19 protein-coding genes are annotated in these 18,253 nt (G+C 74.4%); 10 read left to right on the forward strand and 9 right to left on the reverse strand.

What is annotated here, in order from left to right; translation table 11 throughout:
* Nucleotides 1–192: 192 nt before the first annotated feature.
* Complete coding sequence (locus tag ACIBHY_RS37680; RefSeq protein ID WP_397255488.1) at nt 193–840, reverse strand: NAD(P)H-binding protein; 648 nt, start codon at nt 838–840, stop codon at nt 193–195.
* 79 nt (nt 841–919) lie between these two features.
* On the opposite strand from ACIBHY_RS37680, the gene gndA reads away from it, so the two are divergent.
* The gene (gene gndA / locus ACIBHY_RS37685) at nt 920–2,350 is read left to right on the forward strand and encodes an NADP-dependent phosphogluconate dehydrogenase (protein WP_397309205.1); all 1,431 of its coding nucleotides are present in this window, start codon (nt 920–922) and stop codon (nt 2,348–2,350) included.
* Nucleotides 2,351–2,812: 462 nt separating this feature from the next.
* Here gndA and ACIBHY_RS37690 read toward each other — a convergent pair whose 3' ends face one another.
* The 3 genes from ACIBHY_RS37690 to ACIBHY_RS37700 are packed head-to-tail and all read right to left on the reverse strand — an operon-like array spanning nt 2,813 to nt 4,347.
* Nucleotides 2,813–3,580 carry a thioesterase family protein gene (locus tag ACIBHY_RS37690; RefSeq protein WP_397309206.1) on the reverse strand — a complete coding sequence of 256 codons (768 nt, stop codon included), beginning with the start codon at nt 3,578–3,580 and terminating at the stop codon, nt 2,813–2,815.
* A gap of 11 nt (nt 3,581–3,591) precedes the next feature.
* Nucleotides 3,592–3,996 carry an SRPBCC family protein gene (locus ACIBHY_RS37695; RefSeq protein WP_397255484.1) on the reverse strand — a complete coding sequence of 135 codons (405 nt, stop codon included), beginning with the start codon at nt 3,994–3,996 and terminating at the stop codon, nt 3,592–3,594.
* A gap of 3 nt (nt 3,997–3,999) precedes the next feature.
* Entirely contained in the window at nt 4,000–4,347 is a 348-nt protein-coding gene (locus ACIBHY_RS37700) for a VOC family protein (RefSeq protein ID WP_397309207.1), read from the reverse strand.
* A gap of 83 nt (nt 4,348–4,430) precedes the next feature.
* Here ACIBHY_RS37700 and ACIBHY_RS37705 point away from each other — a divergent pair, with 83 nt between their 5' ends.
* The 3 genes from ACIBHY_RS37705 to ACIBHY_RS37715 all read left to right on the forward strand — a co-directional run bounded on the left by ACIBHY_RS37705 (nt 4,431) and on the right by ACIBHY_RS37715 (nt 6,317).
* A complete protein-coding gene (locus tag ACIBHY_RS37705; protein ID WP_397309208.1) occupies nt 4,431–5,228 on the forward strand; it encodes a helix-turn-helix domain-containing protein in 798 nt (265 codons plus the stop codon).
* On the forward strand, nt 5,225–5,632 hold the full coding sequence (locus ACIBHY_RS37710) for an SRPBCC domain-containing protein (protein WP_397309209.1): 408 nt from the start codon (nt 5,225–5,227) through the stop codon (nt 5,630–5,632). Before ACIBHY_RS37705 ends, ACIBHY_RS37710 begins: the two co-directional genes overlap by 4 nt.
* Nucleotides 5,633–5,885: 253 nt before the next feature.
* Nucleotides 5,886–6,317, forward strand: coding sequence for a type II toxin-antitoxin system PemK/MazF family toxin (locus ACIBHY_RS37715; RefSeq protein ID WP_397255480.1), 432 nt, complete (start codon nt 5,886–5,888; stop codon nt 6,315–6,317).
* A 7-nt stretch (nt 6,318–6,324) separates the two neighbouring features.
* On the opposite strand, the gene ACIBHY_RS37720 is transcribed toward ACIBHY_RS37715, so the two are convergent.
* The 3 genes from ACIBHY_RS37720 to ACIBHY_RS37730 are packed head-to-tail and all read right to left on the reverse strand — an operon-like array spanning nt 6,325 to nt 8,755.
* On the reverse strand, nt 6,325–6,702 hold the full coding sequence (locus ACIBHY_RS37720) for a cupin domain-containing protein (protein WP_397255479.1): 378 nt from the start codon (nt 6,700–6,702) through the stop codon (nt 6,325–6,327).
* A 29-nt stretch (nt 6,703–6,731) separates the two neighbouring features.
* Nucleotides 6,732–7,553: a phosphoenolpyruvate hydrolase family protein gene (locus tag ACIBHY_RS37725; RefSeq protein ID WP_397309210.1), complete on the reverse strand. Its 822-nt coding sequence runs from the start codon at nt 7,551–7,553 to the stop codon at nt 6,732–6,734.
* Entirely contained in the window at nt 7,550–8,755 is a 1,206-nt protein-coding gene (locus tag ACIBHY_RS37730) for a Tm-1-like ATP-binding domain-containing protein (protein ID WP_397309211.1), read from the reverse strand. The genes ACIBHY_RS37725 and ACIBHY_RS37730 overlap by 4 nt, the downstream gene beginning before the upstream one ends.
* Nucleotides 8,756–8,790: 35 nt before the next feature.
* On the opposite strand from ACIBHY_RS37730, the gene ACIBHY_RS37735 reads away from it, so the two are divergent.
* Nucleotides 8,791–9,864, forward strand: a complete 1,074-nt coding sequence (locus tag ACIBHY_RS37735) for an NAD(P)/FAD-dependent oxidoreductase (protein WP_397309212.1) — start codon at nt 8,791–8,793, stop codon at nt 9,862–9,864.
* 39 nt (nt 9,865–9,903) lie between these two features.
* Nucleotides 9,904–10,725 (forward strand): DUF3152 domain-containing protein, encoded by an 822-nt coding sequence (locus tag ACIBHY_RS37740; RefSeq protein WP_397309214.1) that lies wholly within the window; start codon nt 9,904–9,906, stop codon nt 10,723–10,725.
* Between the two features lies 1 nt (nt 10,726).
* On the opposite strand, the gene ACIBHY_RS37745 is transcribed toward ACIBHY_RS37740, so the two are convergent.
* The gene (locus ACIBHY_RS37745) at nt 10,727–13,012 is read right to left on the reverse strand and encodes an NACHT domain-containing protein (RefSeq protein ID WP_397309215.1); all 2,286 of its coding nucleotides are present in this window, start codon (nt 13,010–13,012) and stop codon (nt 10,727–10,729) included.
* Between the two features lie 173 nt (nt 13,013–13,185).
* Between ACIBHY_RS37745 and ACIBHY_RS37750 the strand changes: the two genes are divergently transcribed.
* From ACIBHY_RS37750 to ACIBHY_RS37765, 4 genes are all read left to right on the forward strand, one after another.
* Complete coding sequence (locus ACIBHY_RS37750) at nt 13,186–13,587, forward strand: hypothetical protein (RefSeq protein WP_397309216.1); 402 nt, start codon at nt 13,186–13,188, stop codon at nt 13,585–13,587.
* Nucleotides 13,588–13,619: 32 nt separating this feature from the next.
* The gene (locus tag ACIBHY_RS37755) at nt 13,620–15,032 is read left to right on the forward strand and encodes a carboxylesterase/lipase family protein (protein ID WP_397309217.1); all 1,413 of its coding nucleotides are present in this window, start codon (nt 13,620–13,622) and stop codon (nt 15,030–15,032) included.
* A 69-nt stretch (nt 15,033–15,101) separates the two neighbouring features.
* Entirely contained in the window at nt 15,102–16,220 is a 1,119-nt protein-coding gene (locus tag ACIBHY_RS37760; protein WP_397255470.1) for an MBL fold metallo-hydrolase, read from the forward strand.
* 76 nt (nt 16,221–16,296) lie between these two features.
* On the forward strand, nt 16,297–17,445 hold the full coding sequence (locus ACIBHY_RS37765) for an MFS transporter (RefSeq protein ID WP_397255468.1): 1,149 nt from the start codon (nt 16,297–16,299) through the stop codon (nt 17,443–17,445).
* Here ACIBHY_RS37765 and ACIBHY_RS37770 read toward each other — a convergent pair.
* On the reverse strand, nt 17,442–18,104 hold the full coding sequence (locus tag ACIBHY_RS37770; RefSeq protein WP_397309218.1) for an exodeoxyribonuclease III: 663 nt from the start codon (nt 18,102–18,104) through the stop codon (nt 17,442–17,444). The two genes, ACIBHY_RS37765 and ACIBHY_RS37770, sit on opposite strands and share 4 nt — an antisense overlap.
* Nucleotides 18,105–18,253: the final 149 nt, after the last annotated feature.

Consider the following 18,253-nt stretch of genomic DNA (forward strand, 5'->3'; position numbering starts at 1 on the left):
CCCGGGGCGGTCAACCCCCAGGAGGTGCGCCGCCGAGGGTCAACGCGTGAGGGTGCGGTCGGGCAGGGGGCAACGCGCGGAGGAGGCGCGGGACGTGGATGGGCGGGCCCGCGTGGGGGACGACGCGTGGGGGTGCGAGTGTGAGGGGCGGGCGGAGAGCAACGCGCGGCGGGTGGGTGGGGTTGGGGAGGGTCAGTGGGTGTAGCGGGCGCAGGCTTCCTGGATGGGGGTCGGGCCGGAGATCAGTTCCAGCACGTCTCCCACCCCCGCCCCGGTACGCAGCAGTTCCGCCACCACCGCGGCCACGTCGGCACGCGGCACGGACCCGCCCGGCACCGACGGCTCCAGCAGGACCGAGCCCGTCCCGCCCGTGTCGGTCAGGCGGCCGGGGCGCAGGATGGTCCAGTCCAGGTCGCGGCCGCGCAGGTCGTCCTCGGCTGCCGTCTTGGCGGTGATGTAGGCGGCCCACACCTCACCCCGGGACAGGTCGGGCGGTGAGCCCGCCCCCATCGAGGAGATCTGCACGATCCGCCGCACGCCCGCCCGCTCGCAGGCCTCGGCCAGCAGGACGGCGGCGCCCCGGTCCACGGTGTCCTTGCGGGCCGCCCCGCTGTTCGGCCCGGCCCCGGCGGCGAAGACGGCCGCCCGCGCACCTGCCAAAAGCGCGGCCACCTCGTCCACCGGCGCGTGCTCCAGGTCGCACACGAGGGCGGAGCCGCCCGCGGCCTCCACGTCGGCGACGTGGCCGGGATTGCGGACCAGCCCGACCGCGTCCTTGCCCATCAGCGCCGCGAGCCGCAGCGCGATCTGACCGTGTCCACCCGCGATGATGGTTCGCATACGCCTCATGGTTGCATGGGGAATATCCCTCCGAACCCCCGGGCTTGATCCTGCGTATCACCGGCAAAGGAGCCTGAACATGGATTTGGCAGACATCGGCGTCACGGGCCTCGCGGTCATGGGCCGGAACCTGGCCCGCAACCTGGCCAGGAACGGGTACGCGGTGGCGGTGCACAACCGGACGGCCAGCCGTACCGACGACCTCGTGAACGAGTTCGGCGGCGAGGGGACGTTCCTTCCCGCGCACGACGTGGCGGGTTTCGTCGCGTCGCTGAAGCGGCCGCGGCGCGCGATCATCATGGTGAAGGCCGGAGCGGGCACCGACGCGGTGATCGAGGAGCTGGCCGGGCACATGGAGCCGGGCGACATGATCGTCGACGGGGGCAACGCGCACTTCGCCGACACCCGGCGCCGTGAGGCGGCGCTGCGCGAGCGCGGCATCCACTTCGTCGGCACCGGCATCTCCGGCGGCGAGGAGGGCGCGCTGAACGGCCCGTCGATCATGCCGGGCGGTTCCGTGGAGTCGTGGGAGGCGCTCGGGCCGATCCTGCAGGACATCTCGGCCAAGGTGGACGGCGTGCCGTGCGCGGTGCACGTGGGCCCCGACGGCGCCGGGCATTTCGTGAAGATGGTGCACAACGGCATCGAGTACTCGGACATGCAGCTCATCGCCGAGTCCTACGACCTGCTGCGCCAGGCTCTCGGCGCGACCCCCGCCGAGCTGGCCGAGGTCTTCCGCGAGTGGAACAAGGGCGAGCTGGAGTCGTACCTCATCGAGATCACCGCCGACGTGCTCGATCAGGTGGACGAGGCGACCGGCAAGCCGTTCGTGGACGTGGTGGTGGACCAGGCCGAGCAGAAGGGCACCGGCCGCTGGACCGTGCAGAGCGCCCTGGATCTCGGCGTGCCCGTGACCGGCATCGCCGAGGCGGTCTTCGCCCGCGCGCTGTCCGGCCACCCGGAGCAGCGCGCCGCCGCCCGCTCGCTCGAGGGTCCGTCGCTGTCGGGCGTGGGGGGCCGCGAGCTCATCGAGGACGTACGGCAGGCGCTGCTGGCCTCCAAGATCGTCGCCTACGCGCAGGGCTTCGACCAGATCGCCGCCGCCTCCAAGGAGTACGGCTGGGACGTCGACCCCGGCGCCATGGCCACCATCTGGCGCGGCGGCTGCATCATCAGGGCCCGCTTCCTCAACCGGATCCGCGCCGCCTACGACGCCGACCCGGACCTGGCGACGCTGCTGGCCGCCCCCGAGTTCGCCGCGGTGCTCAACGCCGCGCAGGACGCGTGGCGGCGCGTGGTCACGACCGCGGTACGCATCGGCGTCCCGACCCCGGGTTTCTCCTCCGCGCTTGCCTACTACGACGGGCTGCGCCGCGACCGGCTGCCCGCCGCGCTGGTCCAGGGCCTGCGCGACTACTTCGGCGCGCACACCTACCACCGGGTGGACCGCGAGGGCGCCTTCCACACCGACTGGTCGGGCGACCGCGGGGAGCGCGCCACCGGCTCCTGACCCGCAGGCGCCGGACGGGCGAAGAACCGCTGAACATCCGCTGACATCGCTTGCCCCCGGCGCCCGCTTCGACTGGGCTTTGCGCCATGGACGTGGACGTGGCGGCTCCGGGTGCCGGCGGCCCCGTCACCGTGTTCGCCGGCTCGGGGGCGGCGGACGGCGGCGCGACCTGAACCGGCCGGCCGATCGAGGTGGACGTTCCCGGCGGCGGACGGGGCGTCGTGGTGACGGGCAAGCCGGTCCGTCATCGCGGGGCCCGGCCGCTGCCGTGTTCCGAGCGCGCGGGAGCGGGCGTGCTGCGCTCGTCCGACCTGCGCACGTGGCGGCGCGGAGGGCCGGCCGTGCCGCCACGCGGGATCCTCGTCGGGGAACCGCGGGTGGAGCGCGCCCACGCCGCGCACCGGGCCGACGGCGCCGCCCGCCTCGAGTGGAGCCTGGTGACCGCGACGATCGGCAGCCGACCTAGCCCGCGCCCAGCGGCACCGGGTTGGCCACGGCGGTGACCACGCAGTAGCCGATCGGCCCGTCCGCGTCGTGCAGGACGCAGTCGCCGGTGCCGATCCCGTCGGCGCTGAGGTGCCCCGCGGCCTGCATGCCGATCAGCTCGCCGGCCGGCTCGCGGGCGAGGGTGAGCGTGAAGTCGGCGTTGATGAACTGCACGCCGAGCGTCCCCGACCCGCTCAGCGGGCTGGCGAAGTCGGCCGCCAGCGCCGCCCGCGTGAACGGGCTGAGCTCCTCCTGCCCCACCAGCGGCCGGTTCTCGCGCATCCACACGCGCCGCGGTCCGGCGGTGTCCCACGCGGTCAGCCGCCACAGGTCGAAGGGTGGCCGCCAGTCCAGCTCGGCGGGCGGGCGCGAGGGCGGCCGCTCGCCCCACGCCGGTGTGTCGTTGCGCTCGCCGCCGGGCTGCTCACCCTCTCTCAGCAGTACGGCGGAGGCCCGCCCGATCACGCCCTGCCCGGTGCTGAGGGTGGCGTCGGCGACCCGGATCCGGCGCCCGTCCCTGACCCGGACGGTCTCCACCCGCACGGGCAGCAGCGGGCTGTTCTTGAACAGGTCGACCGTGAGCCGGGCGAAGCGCAGCCCGTCCGAGCGGTGCTCCAGCTCCAGGCAGCGGGCGGCCAGCCCGCCGAGCAGGCGGCCGTGGAGCATGTCGGGGGACCAGGGGCTGTGGGCGTGGGGGGCGGGCAGGAACTCCCCGCCCTTCAGCTCGAAGAAGGCTTGGGACACAGAACGGGATTCTAGTCGAGGGCCTTCCCGTGGGCCCGGATGAGGGCCGCCAGCCCGCGTTCCATGAAGGCCCGCACGACCGGCTCCCGGTCGGCCGGCAGGAAGTCGGCCTGCCAGGCGAACGTGCACCGCCCCTCGCCCGCCTCCACGACCTGCGAGATCGCGTGATGGTGGACGAGTGCGAGCGGGCTGTCCACGATCGCGTAGGCGACCCGGCGGTCCGCCTCGTCGACGTCGACGATCAGCTCCGTGGCCACCGCCCCGTTGTCGAAGGTGATGACCCTGCGCTCGCCGTCGCGCTCGCTCTTCACCACGAAGCCGGGCGCGAGCCGCGGCAGGTCGTGGACGTCCCGCAGCGCCGCCCACACCGTCGCGGCGGGAGCGCCGACCACGGCCGAGATCCGTATGGAGGCCATGGGTCAGCCCGCCATGACGCAGAACGGGTGCCCCTCGGGGTCGGTGAGCACCGTCCAGTCGCCGCCGCCCGGCTGCTCCTCCGGCAGGCCGGCACCCAGCGCCACCAGGTCCTTGACCGCCGCGTCGAGGTCGGCGACGGCGAAGTCGAGGTGGACGTGATGGCCCGGCCCCGGCCAGACCGGGACCTGGTATCCCGCCACGCGCTGGAAGGACACCGCCATCGCGCCGCCTTTCAGCGTGGCGAAGTCGGCGCCGTCCGAGGTGACCGGCCAGCCGGTGGCCTTGGAGTAGAAGGCGGCGAGCGCGACGGGGTCGCCGCTGTTGATGACGATGGAGATCATGTCGTTCATGGCCGCAAGCCTGCCGCCTGGGGCTCCGGGCGGTCTTGAACATCCTTGCGGGATTGTCGTACTCGCCGCGTAACGTTCCCGGCATGCGTTCAAGCGTCCGCCTGGGCTCGGGGCCCGGATTCACCCTCGACGCGGTGACCTGTGTCGACGACCACCGCCGCTGGGGCGCGGCCGAGGTCAGTTCCGACTTCCGGGTGGTGCTGGCGCGCCGGGGGCGCTTCCGCCGCATGGCCGACGGGCGGGCCGCCGACGTGGATCCGGCGATGGCGTATGTGGGCAAGCCAGGCGAAGAGGAGCATTTCGCGCATCCGGCCGGGGGTGATGAGTGCACGTCGCTGTGCGTCTCGGCGCGGCTGTGGGAGGAGCTGACGGACGGGCGGGAGGTGCGTTCCGCCGTGTACGTGGACGGCGGGCTCGACCTGGCCCACCGCCGCCTGCTGGCCGCCGCGCGCACGGGCGACGTGCCGTACGCGCTGACCGAGGCCCTGCTCGCCCTGCTCGGCGCCACCCTGCGCGACTCCGCCAAGCCGGGCGCGGGCGCGGCGGAGGCGATCGTCGCGCGCGCGAGGGAGGCGATCGACGCCTTCCATCCGGCCGCCGCCGGGCTCCTTCCCCTGGCGGAGCTGCTGGGCGTGTCGCCGTTCCGGCTGAGCCGGGCCTTCACCGGCGCCGTCGGCGTCTCCCTCACCCACTACCGCAACCGCGTGCGGGTGGGCCGCGCCCTCGACCGGCTGGAGCAGGGCGAGACCAGCCTGGCCGCGCTCGCCGCCGACCTGGGCTTCGCCGACCAGGCGCACCTGACCCGCACCGTACGCCGCCACCTCGGCCACACGCCCGCCGCGCTGCGCCGCCAGCTCGCCCCGGAGAGGACCCTCGCATGATCGTCGACGAGTCGCTCCTCATCCCGGCCCCGCCCGAGCGCGTGTGGCGCGCCCTGACCGACGCGCTCGACCGCGCCGAGTGGTGGGGCTACATCGACCTCGACGTCACCCCGGGCGGCAAGGTCGAGGAGCGCTGGAGCGACGACTCCGGCCACCCGATGCTCACGCAGGGTGTGGTGACGGAGGTGGAAGAGGGCCGGATGTTCCGCTTCACCTGGTCCGACACCGACCGTCCTGTCGCGACCGCCGTCGAGATCACCCTGACCGCGGCCGAGGCGGGGACGGTGGTCCGGGTGCTGGAGGCCGGCTGGGACAACCTCCCCGACGGACCCGCCACCGCCGCCGACCACCGCGCCGGCTGGCGCGTCCACCTCACCAACCTGCGCCGCCATCTCTCCCCCTGAGCGTCGGTGCGGTCTCCGCTCCGCGGGCCTCTGACGAGAGACGGGCCTCTGACGCGTTACGGCAGGCCGCCCCCACCCCCACCCGCCGAACCTGGCGGGCGACCTTCCAGGAAACGGCCGCCCACCGTGCGGGGCGGCCCGCCGTGACGACCGCGCCCTTGGCCCGCGGCGGGGAAACCTCATGCGCTCGATCAGGACCCCGGAGTGGCGGGGTGGTGGCCTTTCGGGGGGTTGGGGTCGTAAGCTCCGTCGCGTGCGTGATCCAGGAGAGGACCCGCGTCCGGCGCGGGGCGCGGTGCGGGAGATCTACACGGTGGACCGGGCCGCGAGCCTGGCCTACTCCCCCGACCTGGACGGCCTGGCCGATCCCGGGGAGGTCGTCTGGGCCTGGGTGCCCTACGAGGAGGACCCGTCGCGGGGCAAGGACCGTCCGCTGCTGATCGTGGGCAGGACCGGGCGCAGGCTGCTCGGGCTGATGGTGTCCAGCCGCGGGGACGACGGGCCCGAATGGTTCCCGATCGGCGCCTGGAACCGCGACGGCAAGCCGTCCTTCCTGCGCATGGACCGGGTCTTCGTGCTGGACGAGGATGACATCAGGCGGGAGGGCGCGGTGCTGGACGGCGAGCGGTTCGCCCGCGTCGCCGCCCTGCTCAAGCGCACCCACGGCTGGGCCGCCGACGGTTAGGGACCGGTCAGGCCTGGCGCCATTCGGCGATCGTGCCCGCCTCGTGCAGGCAGTAGCCGGGGGCGCCTTCCAGCGCCTTCTCCTCGCCGCCCGGGGTGTAGGTGACGATGAGCCGCAGCGGGCGCCACGTGCTGTTGAACGTCGAGTGGTACGCGCCCGCCGGGATGTGGACGGTGTCGCCCTCCTTGATCGGGAACGGCTCGCCGTCGCCGACCATCTGCGTGGCCTCGCCGGAGATCACGTAGATCACCTCCTCGGCGTTCGGGTGGTTGTGACGGGCGTGGCCCTTGCCCGGGTTGACGATCACCTCGCCGAGCGTGGAGCCGGCGCCGGGGATGAGCGACGGCGTGACGAACCACTTGATCGACCCCCAGTCGAACGTCATCGTCGTCACCCTGTCCGGACTTACCAGCATCAGACCTCCAGGTTCTTGAATGCGGCCACCTGCTCGGTGATGGCGCGCTCGGTCGGCAGGCGTTCCACCGACGAGGCGCCGAAGAAGCCCGCCACGCCCTTGGTGTGGCGCAGGACGTGGGCGGCGTCGGCGGGTTCGGCGATGGGGCCGCCGTGGCACAGCACGATCACGTCCGGCCGCGCGGCCACCGCGGCGTCGCGCATCGCCTGGACGCGGGCCACCGCCTCATCCAGGGTGAGCGCGGTCCCCGCGCCGATGGAGCCCTTCGTGGTCAGGCCCACGTGCGGGACGAGCACGTCGGCCCCGGCCAGCGCCATGGCCCGCGCCTGGTCCTCGTCGAAGACGTAGGGGGCGGTCACCAGGTCGCGTTCGCGGGCCAGCCGGACCATCTCGACCTCCAGGTCGAAGCCCATGCCGGTCTCTTCGAGGTTCTGCCGGAAGACGCCGTCGTACAGGCCTACGGTCGGGAAGTTCTGCACTCCCGCGAACCCCATGGCCTTCAGCTGGTCGAGGAAGAGCGGCATGATCCGGAACGGGTCGGTGCCGCACACGCCCGCCAGCACCGGCGTGTCGCGCACCACGGGCAGGACCTCGGCGGCCATGTCCACGACGATCTGGTTGGCGTCCCCGTACGGCAGCAGCCCCGCCAGCGAGCCGCGCCCGGCCATCCGGTAGCGGCCGGAGTTGTAGATGATGATCAGGTCGACGCCGCCCGCCTCGGCGCACTTGGCCGACAGGCCCGTCCCGGCGCCCGCGCCGATGATCGGCCTGCCGTCCCCGGCGGTACGGCGCAGCCGTTCCAGAACCGTCTGCCTGTTCACTGGTCCCCCTTGATCAGCAGGTGGAGCCGGTCGGCCATGGCACGGCCGAACTCCGGGTCGTTGATGTGCGCGGCCAGGCGCACGGTCCGCGGGTAGGCGGCCAGTGCGGCGAAGGCCGCAGCGTCCGCCGCCGGGTCGTGGAAGGGCATTCCGGGCGCGTCGAGCGCGGAGACGCCGCCCTCGGGGATGAACAGCACCGCCGGCCCGCCGGCCCGCGCGAGCTTGGCGGCGATCTCGCGGCCCAACTCGGCCATCTCGGACTCGGTGGTGCGCATGAGCGTGACGGTCGGGTTGTGCACGTAGAGCGTGCGATCGGCGAACCGCTCCGGCACGGTGTCGCGGGGCCCGAAGTTGACCATGTCGAGCGCGCCGGGGGCGACGACCTGCGGGACGCCGTGCCGTCCGGCGGCGGTGAGCCGGTCGGGTCCGGCCGACAGGACGCCGCCGACCAGTTCGTCGGCCAGCTCGGTCGTGGTGAGGTCGAGAACCCCGGCCAGCATGCCGCTCTCGGCCAGGCCTTCCAGGGCGCGCCCGCCGGAGCCGGTGGCGTGGAAGACGAGCACCTCGTAGCCGAGCTCGTCGAGCCTGGCCCTGGCCGCGTCGACGGCCGGGGTGGTGACGCCGAACATGGAGGCCCCGATCAGCGGCCGGTCGCCGTCCCGCTCCGGGCCGCGCGCCGCGTACTGCCCGGCCATGCCGGCGACGGCAGCGGCGGCGTTGCCCAGGATCGCGCGGGACACGCGGTTGATGCCCGCGATGTCCACGACGGAGTACATGAGCGTGACGTCCTTGGCTCCGACGTACGGCGCGACGTCGCCGGAGGCCATGGTCGAGACGATGAGCTTGGGCAGGCCGATCGGCAGGTCGCGCACGGCCCGCGCGGCGATCGAGGAGCCGCCGCTGCCGCCTACGGCCAGCACGCCGTCCACCCGTCCCGCCCGGTGCAGGTCCGCCAGGACCCTGGCCGCCCCCTCCCCCATCGCCGTGACGGCCGCGCCCCGGTCCCCCGCCGCCCGCAGCGCCTCCAGATCGGCCCCGGCCAGCGAGGCCACCTGGGCGGCGGGGAAGTCGGCGGCGAGCCCGGACGGCCCGACGCCCGTGTCGACCACGATCACCTCGCTGCCCAGCCCGGCGAGGCGGTCGCGCAGCCAGGAGTACTCCGGCCCTTTGGTGTCCAGCGTTCCGATCAGTACCACTGCCATGTGACCGACGTTATCCCCGCTGCGATCATCTTGGTATGAGGGTTGTGGTGATCGGCAAGGGAATCGCAGGAGCGAGCGCCGCGTACCACCTGAGCCGCCGCGGGGTGGCGGTGACGGTGGTCGACGCCGGGCTGGCCGGGCAGGCGACGGAGGCGGGGGCGGGGATCGTCTGCCCGTGGGTGGACCACGAGGACGACCCCGCCTGGTACGAGCTGGCACGGGCCGCCGCCCGTCATTACCCGGAGATCGGCGCCGGATACACGCGGGTCGGAGCGCTGCTGGTGGCCGAGGATCGGGCGGAACTGGAGCCGGTACGCCGCCTGCTTGCGGACAGATATCCGGACGCGCCGGAAATGGGAGAGATCACGGAGATCCCGGACCCCGCGGCGCTCTTCCCGCCCCTGGCCCCCGGCCTGAGCGCCCTGCACGTGCCCGGCGCGGCGCGGGTGGACGGCCGCGCCGTCAGGGACGCGCTCCTCGCCGACGCCGTGGCCGGCGGCGTCGCGCTCCTCCACGGCCGCGCCGAACTCCTGCCCGACGACACCGTCATGCTCCACCACGACGCTTCGCCCGGCGAGGGCACGCCCCTGCCCGCCGACGCCGTGGTCGTGGCCGCCGGTGCCTGGACAGGCCAGGTGTGCGCGCCCCTCGGGGCCGACCTGCCGGTCAGGCCGTGGCGGGGCCAGATCGTGCACGCCGTGCTCGACGGGGTGGACACCTCGGGCTGGCCGATCGTGCTGCCGCGGCGCGGGCCGTACCTGCTGGGCTTCCCCGGCTCGCGGGTGGTCATGGGGGCGACGAGGGAGGACGCCGGCTTCGACGCGCGGGTGACGGTGGCGGGGCTGGCGGACGTGCTGTCTACCGGGGTACGGCTGGCGCCCGGCCTCGCCTCGGCGAGCGTCGCCGAGACCCGGTCGGGGCTGCGACCGGTGATGGACGGCGAGCGCCCGCTCATCGCCCGCCTGAACGGAACGGTGGTCGCGGTCACCGGCCTCAGCGCCTACGGGCTGACCGCGGGGCCCTATGCCGGGATGCTGGCCACATCGCTGGTTCTGGGCGAAACGCCGGAGATCGACCTGGGGCCCTATGCGGTCGATCCCGGCGTATGATCGTCTTCTCCCCACACGTGATCATGTGGGGAGAGTCGGGTGCGGGTGCCGGTGCTGCTGGTGGTGTTGCTCGCGGCGAGCGCCTGCGGCGACGCCGCCGCTCCGGGATCCACGGCCGGCGCGCCCGCCTGGAACGTCGAGCGGACGGACATGTGGCGCTCAGGCATTGAGGGGCCGGACGCGGCGTGGCCCGGCGTGTCGCCGTCGGCCGTGGAGCGGCCGGACGTGGTGTGGCCCGCCGCCGGGCGGCAGGACGCCGAGCAGGCGGACGCCGAGCGGCCGGGCACCGGGCGGCCGGAACGTGAACGGGTCGCGGCGGAGGGTTCCGGGCCCGGCCGGCGGGTCAAGGTCCCCGTCTCCGCCTCGGGCCGCTACACCGTGGTCAAAGGCCGGGCACAACCGCGCCCCGGCCGCGCCCCAGTGGTGCGGTACATGGTCGAGGTGGAGCGCGGCCTCCCCTTCCACCCCGGGGACTTCGCCGAAGCCGTCCACCACACCCTCAACGACCCACGCGGCTGGGGCCGCTTCCAGCGCGTCGCCCACGGCCCGGTACGCCTCAGCGTGGCCCTGACCAGCCCCCGGCTGACCGACCACCTCTGCCTCCCCCTGAACACCGGCGGCGACCTGTCCTGCTGGGACGGCCACCGCTCGGTGATCAACGCCGTCCGCTGGGCCCGAGGCGTCCCCCAGTACCACGGCGACCTGGCCCGCTACCGCCACTACGTGATCAACCACGAGGTCGGCCACGGCCTGGGCCACAGCCACCGCCCCTGTCCGGGCAGAGGCCGCCTGGCCCCGGTGATGCTCCAGCAGTCCAAGTCCCTGGACGGCTGCCGCCCCAACCCCTGGCCCCGCCCCTGAGCTACCCGGGTCCGGCCAGGTGGTCCTGGAGTTCGGCGTGGCGGAACTGGTACATCGGGCCCACGGCGCGCAGCAGGCCCAGGCGGTGGGCGTCGTCCAGGAAGGGCATCAGCCCGCGCGGGATCCGGCCCGTCCCCGTGGCGATCACGAAGGCCATCCAGGCGTGGTGACGGCCTGCCACCAGGGCCGCCGTCAGGCCGAACGTGACGGCGTAGCTCAGCCCCACCGCCAGGCCGAATCTCGGGGTGTCCGTGTACGCGGCCGCCGATCCCGCCGTGAGGCCGCTGGTCAGCGCCGCGGTGCCGCCGATCGTGGCGGCGCGCACCAGGTTGAGTGTGCGGTCGGCCCGCCAGCTGGCCTGCGGGGAGCCCGCCCGGCCGTCCCTGGTCGGCGCCTCGGCCCAGGCGGCCAGGCCTGAGGCGAAGCCGTACGCGAGACCGACCGTCAGGGCCGAGACGGCTCCGGCGAGGTAGGCGGCGGCCCCGAAGCCCACGGTGAAGCCCATCATCAGCACCATCGCCACCCCGGCCGCCAGGCCGAGCGCCAGACCGCGCGCCGGCGGGAACGCGGGTCCCGGACGGCGGCCGCGGCCGCGCAGGTCGGCGTAGCCGGGCTGCTGGCCGGGCCAGGCGCGGGCGGCCGGCGCCACCACGCCGCCCGCGGCCACGCCGAACAGCAGGCCGTACATCAGCCCGCCCGCGCCGGAGCCGGACAGGATCGACGTCGAGATCGTGGAGCACGCGGTGATCGTCAGGGCCACGGCGAAGCCCATGGCGAGCCTGATCGCGGGAGTGACGGCGCGGGTGTCGCGGGCCAGCCGCCACCAGGCCAGGTCGCGGGTACGGGGGCTGCCGTCCGGGCCCCGGGGGTGGGTGAGGTGGCGGGCCAGGGTGGTGAGCGTGCGGCGTACCTCCTCCGGGTCGCGGCGGCGGCGCGGGCGGAACAGCTCGCCCGGGTGCGCGCCGGGCGGGCGGGCGTCGATCAGCGCGGGCACGAGGCGGTCGAACAGGTGGGCGCGCAGCGCGCTCGCGTCCGGGAAGCGGTCGAGGAGCACGGCGGGGTCGGCGTTCGGGGCGATGAAGACGGCGCGCAGCAGCCACAACCCCAGCGGCGTCGCGGTCACCTCGGCCAGCGGGCCCGGCGGCCCGCCGGCCAGCCCGGCCAGGACGCGCTCCCACAGCGGCCCCGCCCGCGCGGGCAGGCAGCGCCGCAGGTAGGCGGCGGCGACGGACGGTTCCAGCGGGTCGGGTTCGATGACGGTCGCGGAGGTGATCACGTCGGCGGCGCCGTCCACCGCCTCGCGGTAGGCGGACGTGCGGGCGGTGACGACGAGCTGGTCGCCGTCGCCGAGTGAGCGGTTGAGCGCGGCGATGACGGCGGTACGCGCGGCCTCGGGCAGTTCGTCCAGGCCGTCCAGGATCGGCAGGATGTGGCCGCGCTCGGCCAGCGCGGCGGGTGCCCGCGCGCCCGGTTCGGTGGCGCGCAGCGCCGGGTAGTCCCTGGCCAGCCGGGCCGTCAGCCAGTCCTGCAGGAGCGGGAACGTTCCCGGGTCCCAGTCGGCCGCCGGCAGCAGCACCGGCACGGGCTCGTCGTCGTGCTCGTGCCGGGTCGCCAGCAGTTCGCGCAGCAGTTGTACGGCCAGCGTGGTCTTACCGGAGCCGGGACCGCCGAGGATCACCAGGCGGCGGCGCCGCATGCCGCGCAGCCGCCGGGCCAGGGCCGGGACGTCGTCGCTCGACACGGTCAGCGGCGCGGTTCGAGGGGTGAGGTTGTCGGGGTGGTCGAGCAGGCGTCCGTCGCCGGTCAGCCGCCAGCGCACCGGCATCGGGCCGGGGTCGTCCAGCGACCGCAGCCGCGCTTCGGTACGCCACTGCTGTTCGACCAGGTCGGCCAGCACCTCCTTGGCGGCGGCGAGCGCCTCGGGGACACGGCGGGCCGGGGCCGCGGGAGGGGGACCGCTCCGCCGTACGAGCAGGTCGTCGTAGGCCCGGTCCCAGGCCGCCGGCTCGCCCAGCTCGCCGGGCAGCGACCGGCGGGATTCGGCGGCCTTGCGCAGGCAGGTGTCGACGAAGACCTCGACGTGCTCGCGTTCGGGGCAGACCGGGCGGGTCGTGCTGAGCATGCCGGCGATGGTGCCGCGCTTGAGCCGTAACGGCGGCTGCCCGGCGCGGCGGCGCGGCGTGCGCACGCTGGCGGCCTCCAGGTCGCGCACGGAGATCCCGGTGGCGTCCTTCAGCTCCCGCAGCCGTTCGGCGAACCGCAGCCGAAGGTCGCCGTCCTCGCGCATGCCGAGCTCCTCGCCCGCCGTCCGGCGGCGCCGGACACCTCCTCGCGCCCGAAGCCTATGCCACGGCCTGCGGCCGGACCGGCCTGCCGGGAAAAGCGTCCTGGCCGTTGCCGGACACCTTCCCGGACACCGAGCCTCGGGCCGTCGACCGATCTCAGAAAGGGGCACCAGTCGTGAGCCACCTCCTCTCCGCCCGCGTGGTCATGGTCATCGTCCTGGCCTCGGCCGTTCTGTCCGTCCCGGCCCAGGCGGCGGCGCCGCCGTCCGGGCTGCGGTGCGGCGCGTTCTCGTGCCAGTACACCTTCACCCGTGCGCGTACCGCCTGGATCCACGACAGGCTGACGGCCACCGACCGGACCACCCAGGCGGTGACCCAGCTGATCTGCGTCCGCATCCCGCACAAGCTTGTCGCGGGCCTGTGCGCGTTCAGCGCCGCCTACCTCTACGACAAGGCGCACACCCACCTGGAGGAGGCCGTCGCCCGGGACGGCTGCCTCGTCGTGCGGGCCAGGCTGAGCCTCAGGAAGGCGATCACGTTCGGCAGTCTCCCGCCGCGGGACGCGAAATGCGGATGAGGACGGATCCCGGCCAAGCGTAAGTTTGGTATATGACGACGATCTCCACGGGCAAGCTGACCGGTCGGACCACCGACGACGTCACCTCCTTCCTCGGCATCCCCTACGCCGAAGCCCCCTTCGGACCGAACCGGTTCGCGGCGCCCGTCCCGGCCGGTCCGTGGGAGGGCACGTTCGAGGCCGTGCGGTTCGGCCCGCAGCCGCCGCAGCCGCCGCTGCTGCCGGGGGTCGCGCCGTGGAGCTCCGCCGAAGGCCTGGACTGCCTGTCGGTCAACGTCTGGACGCCCGATCCGGGCGGCGCCGGCCTGCCGGTGATGGTGTGGATCTACGGCGGCGCGTACCTCATCGGCACCGCGGGCCTGCCCGAGTACGACGGGACCCGGCTGGCCCGCGAGGGCGTCGTGGTGGTGACGTTCAACCACCGGGTCGGCATGGAGGGGTACGGCCTCATCGAGGGGGCGCCGGCCAACCGGGCGCTCCTGGATCAGGTGCAGGCGTTGCGCTGGGTGCGGGAGAACATCGCGGCGTTCGGCGGCGATCCCGGCAACGTGACCGTGTTCGGGGAGTCGGCCGGGGCGGGGGCGGCGGCCTGCCTCATGGCGATGCCGTCGGCGGCCGGGCTGTTCCGGCGGGTGATCGCGCAGAGCGTGCCGGCGACGTTCTACGCCCCGGAGCTCGCGGCCCGGATGACGGCGGGGATCATGGCCAGGGCGGGCGGCTCGCCGTACGAGCGCAGCCCGGAGGAACTGCTCGCGGCCGTGCACGCCTTCTCCAGCCACGACCTGCGCGGGAACATCGCCGAGTGGGGCGCGAGCGGCATCGCCGAGATGCCGTTCGCGCCCGTCGTGGACGGCGAGGTGCTGCCGGAGACGCCGTGGGAGGCGCTGGCCGACGGCGCGGCCTGTGACGTGGACCTGCTCGTGGGCTTCACCCGCGACGAGTACGCGCTGTTCATGGCGATGGGCGAGGGCGGGGACACCGCGCAGGCGCTGAAGACGCTCGCGCCGCCGCAGGCCGGCGTCGTCTACCGCACCGCCTACCCGGAGGCGGAACTGCAGCTACGGCTCATGTCCGACTGGCTGTTCAGGATGCCGAGCACGCTGCTGGCCGACGCGCACACCGGCCCGACCTACGCCTATGAGCTGACCTGGGCGCCCACCGCCCTCGGCGCCTGTCACGGGCTGGACGTGCCGCTCACGTTCGGCACGCTCGACTCGGAGCTGGCCCGGCTGCTCACCGGCGGCTCGTCCGAGGCGGAGGGGCTGTCGGCGCAGTTCCGCTCGGCCTGGACGCGCTTCGCCGCCACGGGCAGTCCGGGCTGGCCGGAGTACGAGCCGGTCAACGCCATGACCCATCTCTTCGACGTGACGCCGTCGGACGTCGGTGACCCGGAGTCCGCGACCCGGGCCCTCTGGTCGGAGGCCGGCTTCCACGCCATGACCTGACCCTCGCGCTCGCCGCAATCTATCGCGATATATCTTCGAGAAGAGAGTTGACTATGCAAGGAGTCTGACATGGCGGGATTGCGGACGGCACGGCGGCTGCTCGTGGGCGGAGCCGCCCTGGCCGCGGCCGGATGGGCGCTGCGGGACGTGCCGGCCGAGCTCGGGGCACGGCCACTGATGTCCGGGCCCGAGCGGGCGGCCAGGATGCGGCGCTCGCCGCAGTTCAAGGACGGCACGTTCTTCAACCCGATGCCCGAGCCGACCCACACGGGCCGGCCCGACCCCAGCATGCTGGCCGAACTGACGCGCGACCGGACCCAGCGCAGGCCGGGCGGGCTGATCCCGGTGCTGACGCCGCCCTCGGGCGAGCCGGCCGCCGAGGGCCTGCGGGCCATCTGGTACGGCCACGCGTCCACGCTGATCGAGATCGAGGGCAAGCGGGTCCTGTTCGACCCGATCTGGAGCAACCGCCCCTCGCCCTCGCAGCTGGTGGGCCCGAGGCGCCATCACCCGGTGCCGGTCGAGCTGGGCGCGTTGCCGCAGGTGGACGCGATCGTGATCTCGCACGACCACTACGACCATCTGGACATGGCGACGGTGCGGCGGCTGACCAGCTCCCAGAAGGCGCCCTTCCTGGTGCCGCTGGGCATCGGGGCGCACCTGGAGCGCTGGGGCGTGCCGCTGTTCCGGATCATCGAGCTGGACTGGGACGAGGAGGCGGTGGTGGCCGGGCTGCGCTTCGTCTCCACGGCCGCCCGGCACTTCTCCGGCCGCTCGCTGACCCGCAACGACACGCTGTGGGGCTCGTGGGTGGTGGCCGGCCGGGACAAGCGCGTCTTCTACGCCGGCGACTCCGGCTACTTCGAGGGCTACCAGGGCATCGGCGCCGCGCACGGCCCGTTCGACCTGGCGCTCATGCCGATCGGCGCCTACAGCCCGGCCTGGCCGGACATCCACATGAACCCGGAGGAGGCGGTCAACGCCACCATCGACCTCGGTGCGGCGCTGATGCTGCCGGTGCACTGGGCGACCTTCACGCTGGCGCTGCACCCGTGGGGCGAGCCGGTGGACCGGTTGTGGCGCGAGGCCAAGGCGCGCGAGGTCAAGATCGTGGTGCCGCGGCCGGGCGAGCTCGTCGACACCGCCGACGCGCCCGCCCTGGACACCTGGTGGGAGATGCTGGCCTAGCCGGACGAGGGCGGCGGCGCGGCCTGGTCCGAATCCTGCCAGTGCCCCGGGGCGAGCGCTGCTTGGCTGGACTCCCATGTCCACCACACCACTGGTCCGCTGGCTCGCCGTCGCCGCCCTCACGCTGGGCATCTTCAGCATCGTCACCAGCGAGATCCTGCCCATCGGCCTGCTGACCGCCATCGGCGCCGACTTCGGCCTCACCGACGGCGTCACCGGGCTCACGATGACCCTGCCCGGCATCGTCGCCGCGATCGCCGCCCCCGCGCTCACGCTGGCCACCGCCCGCCTGGACCGCCGGGTGATGCTGTGCGCGATGATGGCGCTGCTGGCCGCCGCCGACGTGCTGGCCGCCGCCGCGTGGTCCTACGAGGCGATGCTGGTCTCCCGGATCCTCGTCGGGCTCACGATCGGCGGGTTCTGGTCGGTGGGCGCCGGACTCGCCGGGCGCCTCGTGCCGCCAGCGGCCGTGGGCACCGCGACGGCGCTGATCTTCTCCGCGGTGCCGCTGGGCTCGGTGCTGGGCGTGCCCGCCGGCACGATCATCGGCCACGCCGCGGGCTGGCGGGCGGCCTTCGCCGTACTGGCCGGGCTGGCTCTGCTCGTCCTGGTCGCGCTGCTGGTCCTGCTCCCGCCGCTGCCCGCCGACCGGATCACCGCCGCAGGAACGCTGGCGGCCCTGCTGCGCCGCCGCGGCACCGCGGTCGCCCTGCTGGCCACGTTCCTGGTCGTCCTGGCCCACTTCGGCTCCTACACCTATGTGACGCCGTTCCTGGAGCAGGTCACAGGGCTGCACCCGGCCGCCGTCAGCTCCGTCCTCCTCCTGTACGGCGCCGCCGGCGTGGCAGGGAACTTCGTCGCGGGCAGGACGGTCACCACCCGCCCCCGCGCGACCTTCACCGCGGCCGGCGCCCTCATCGCGGCGGCCACCCTGCTGCTTCCCGTCGTCGGCGGCACGGTCTGGGGCGCGGTCGCCCTGCTGGCCCTGTGGGGCCTGGCCTACGGCGCGGTTCCGGTCTGCTCGCAGGCCTGGTTCGCCCGCGCCGCCCCCGACGCGCCGGAGGCGGCCACGGTCGTGTTCACCAGCTCGTTCCAGGCCACCTTCGCGCTCGGCGCGCTGGCCGGCGGCATGGTCGTGGACACGCTGGGCGTCAATGCCGTGATGCTCTGCGCCGGTGTGGCCGCCCTCGCGATGGCCGCGTCCCTGTGGGCGCTCACCCGCTAGGGCGACTGCGGCAACTTCACCGATCCGCGCTTCGGGGCGGGCGCCGACGGCGGCGGCACGACCGGCCCGATGTCGCCGTCGGGCGCCTCGTCCAGGTCCACGATCACCGGCGCGTGGTCGCTCGGCCCCGTGCCCTTGCGCGCGTGCCGGTCGACCCAGGCCGCCCGCACCCGCCCCGCCACCGGGTCGGAGGCCAGCACCAGGTCGATGCGCATCCCGAGGTCCTTGTGGAACATGCCCGCCCGGTAGTCCCAGTAGGTGAACACCCGCTCCCCGGGCCACCGTTCGCGCACCACGTCGTGCAGCCCCAGCTCCCGCAGCTCCGCCAGCGCCGCCCGCTCCGGCGGCGTCACGTGGGTCTGCCCCTCGTAGGCGGCCGGGTCGAAGACGTCGGCGTCGGCGGGCGCGATGTTCACATCGCCGCACACCATCGCCTCGGCCGGCCCGAGCCGCACCACCTCGCGCAGCGCGGCCAGCCATGCGAGCTTGTACCGGTAGTGGTCGTCGTCCGGCGTGCGCCCGTTCGGCACGTACACCGAGTGCACCCGCACTCCCCCGCAGGTCGCCGCCACCGCCCGCGCCTCCTGGTGCGGGAAGCCGGGCGCTCCGGCCAGCCCGGTGACCACGTCGTCGAGGCCCGCTCTGGACAGGATCGCCACGCCGTTCCAGCGGGGCTCGCCGTGGGGGGGGCCCCCCGCGCCCCCCCCCCCCCCCGCCCCCCCCCCCCCGCCCGCCGGGGGGGGGGGGGGGCGCCGGGGGGGCGGGGGGGCGCCCACCGCGGGGGGGGGCGGGTGCACCCCCGGGACAC

The sequence above is a fragment of the Nonomuraea sp. NPDC050547 genome (assembly GCF_044457345.1).
Classification (GTDB): Bacteria; Actinomycetota; Actinomycetes; order Streptosporangiales; family Streptosporangiaceae; genus Nonomuraea.

What these genes read in the sequence shown, in the direction of transcription:
- ACIBHY_RS37720 (WP_397255479.1), bottom strand. Translation starts at nt 6,702, where the DNA reads ATGACGTTCGACTGGGGGTCGATCAAGTGGTTCGTCACGCCGTCGCTC.
- ACIBHY_RS37710 (WP_397309209.1), top strand. Translation starts at nt 5,225, where the DNA reads ATGATCGTCGACGAGTCGCTCCTCATCCCGGCCCCGCCCGAGCGCGTG.
- ACIBHY_RS37760 (WP_397255470.1), top strand. Translation starts at nt 15,102, where the DNA reads ATGGCGGGATTGCGGACGGCACGGCGGCTGCTCGTGGGCGGAGCCGCC.
- ACIBHY_RS37765 (WP_397255468.1), top strand. Translation starts at nt 16,297, where the DNA reads ATGTCCACCACACCACTGGTCCGCTGGCTCGCCGTCGCCGCCCTCACG.
- ACIBHY_RS37680 (WP_397255488.1), bottom strand. Translation starts at nt 840, where the DNA reads ATGCGAACCATCATCGCGGGTGGACACGGTCAGATCGCGCTGCGGCTC.
- ACIBHY_RS37705 (WP_397309208.1), top strand. Translation starts at nt 4,431, where the DNA reads ATGCGTTCAAGCGTCCGCCTGGGCTCGGGGCCCGGATTCACCCTCGAC.
- gndA (WP_397309205.1), top strand. Translation starts at nt 920, where the DNA reads ATGGATTTGGCAGACATCGGCGTCACGGGCCTCGCGGTCATGGGCCGG.
- ACIBHY_RS37735 (WP_397309212.1), top strand. Translation starts at nt 8,791, where the DNA reads ATGAGGGTTGTGGTGATCGGCAAGGGAATCGCAGGAGCGAGCGCCGCG.
- ACIBHY_RS37730 (WP_397309211.1), bottom strand. Translation starts at nt 8,755, where the DNA reads ATGGCAGTGGTACTGATCGGAACGCTGGACACCAAAGGGCCGGAGTAC.
- ACIBHY_RS37755 (WP_397309217.1), top strand. Translation starts at nt 13,620, where the DNA reads ATGACGACGATCTCCACGGGCAAGCTGACCGGTCGGACCACCGACGAC.
- ACIBHY_RS37745 (WP_397309215.1), bottom strand. Translation starts at nt 13,012, where the DNA reads ATGCGCGAGGACGGCGACCTTCGGCTGCGGTTCGCCGAACGGCTGCGG.
- ACIBHY_RS37700 (WP_397309207.1), bottom strand. Translation starts at nt 4,347, where the DNA reads ATGAACGACATGATCTCCATCGTCATCAACAGCGGCGACCCCGTCGCG.
- ACIBHY_RS37695 (WP_397255484.1), bottom strand. Translation starts at nt 3,996, where the DNA reads ATGGCCTCCATACGGATCTCGGCCGTGGTCGGCGCTCCCGCCGCGACG.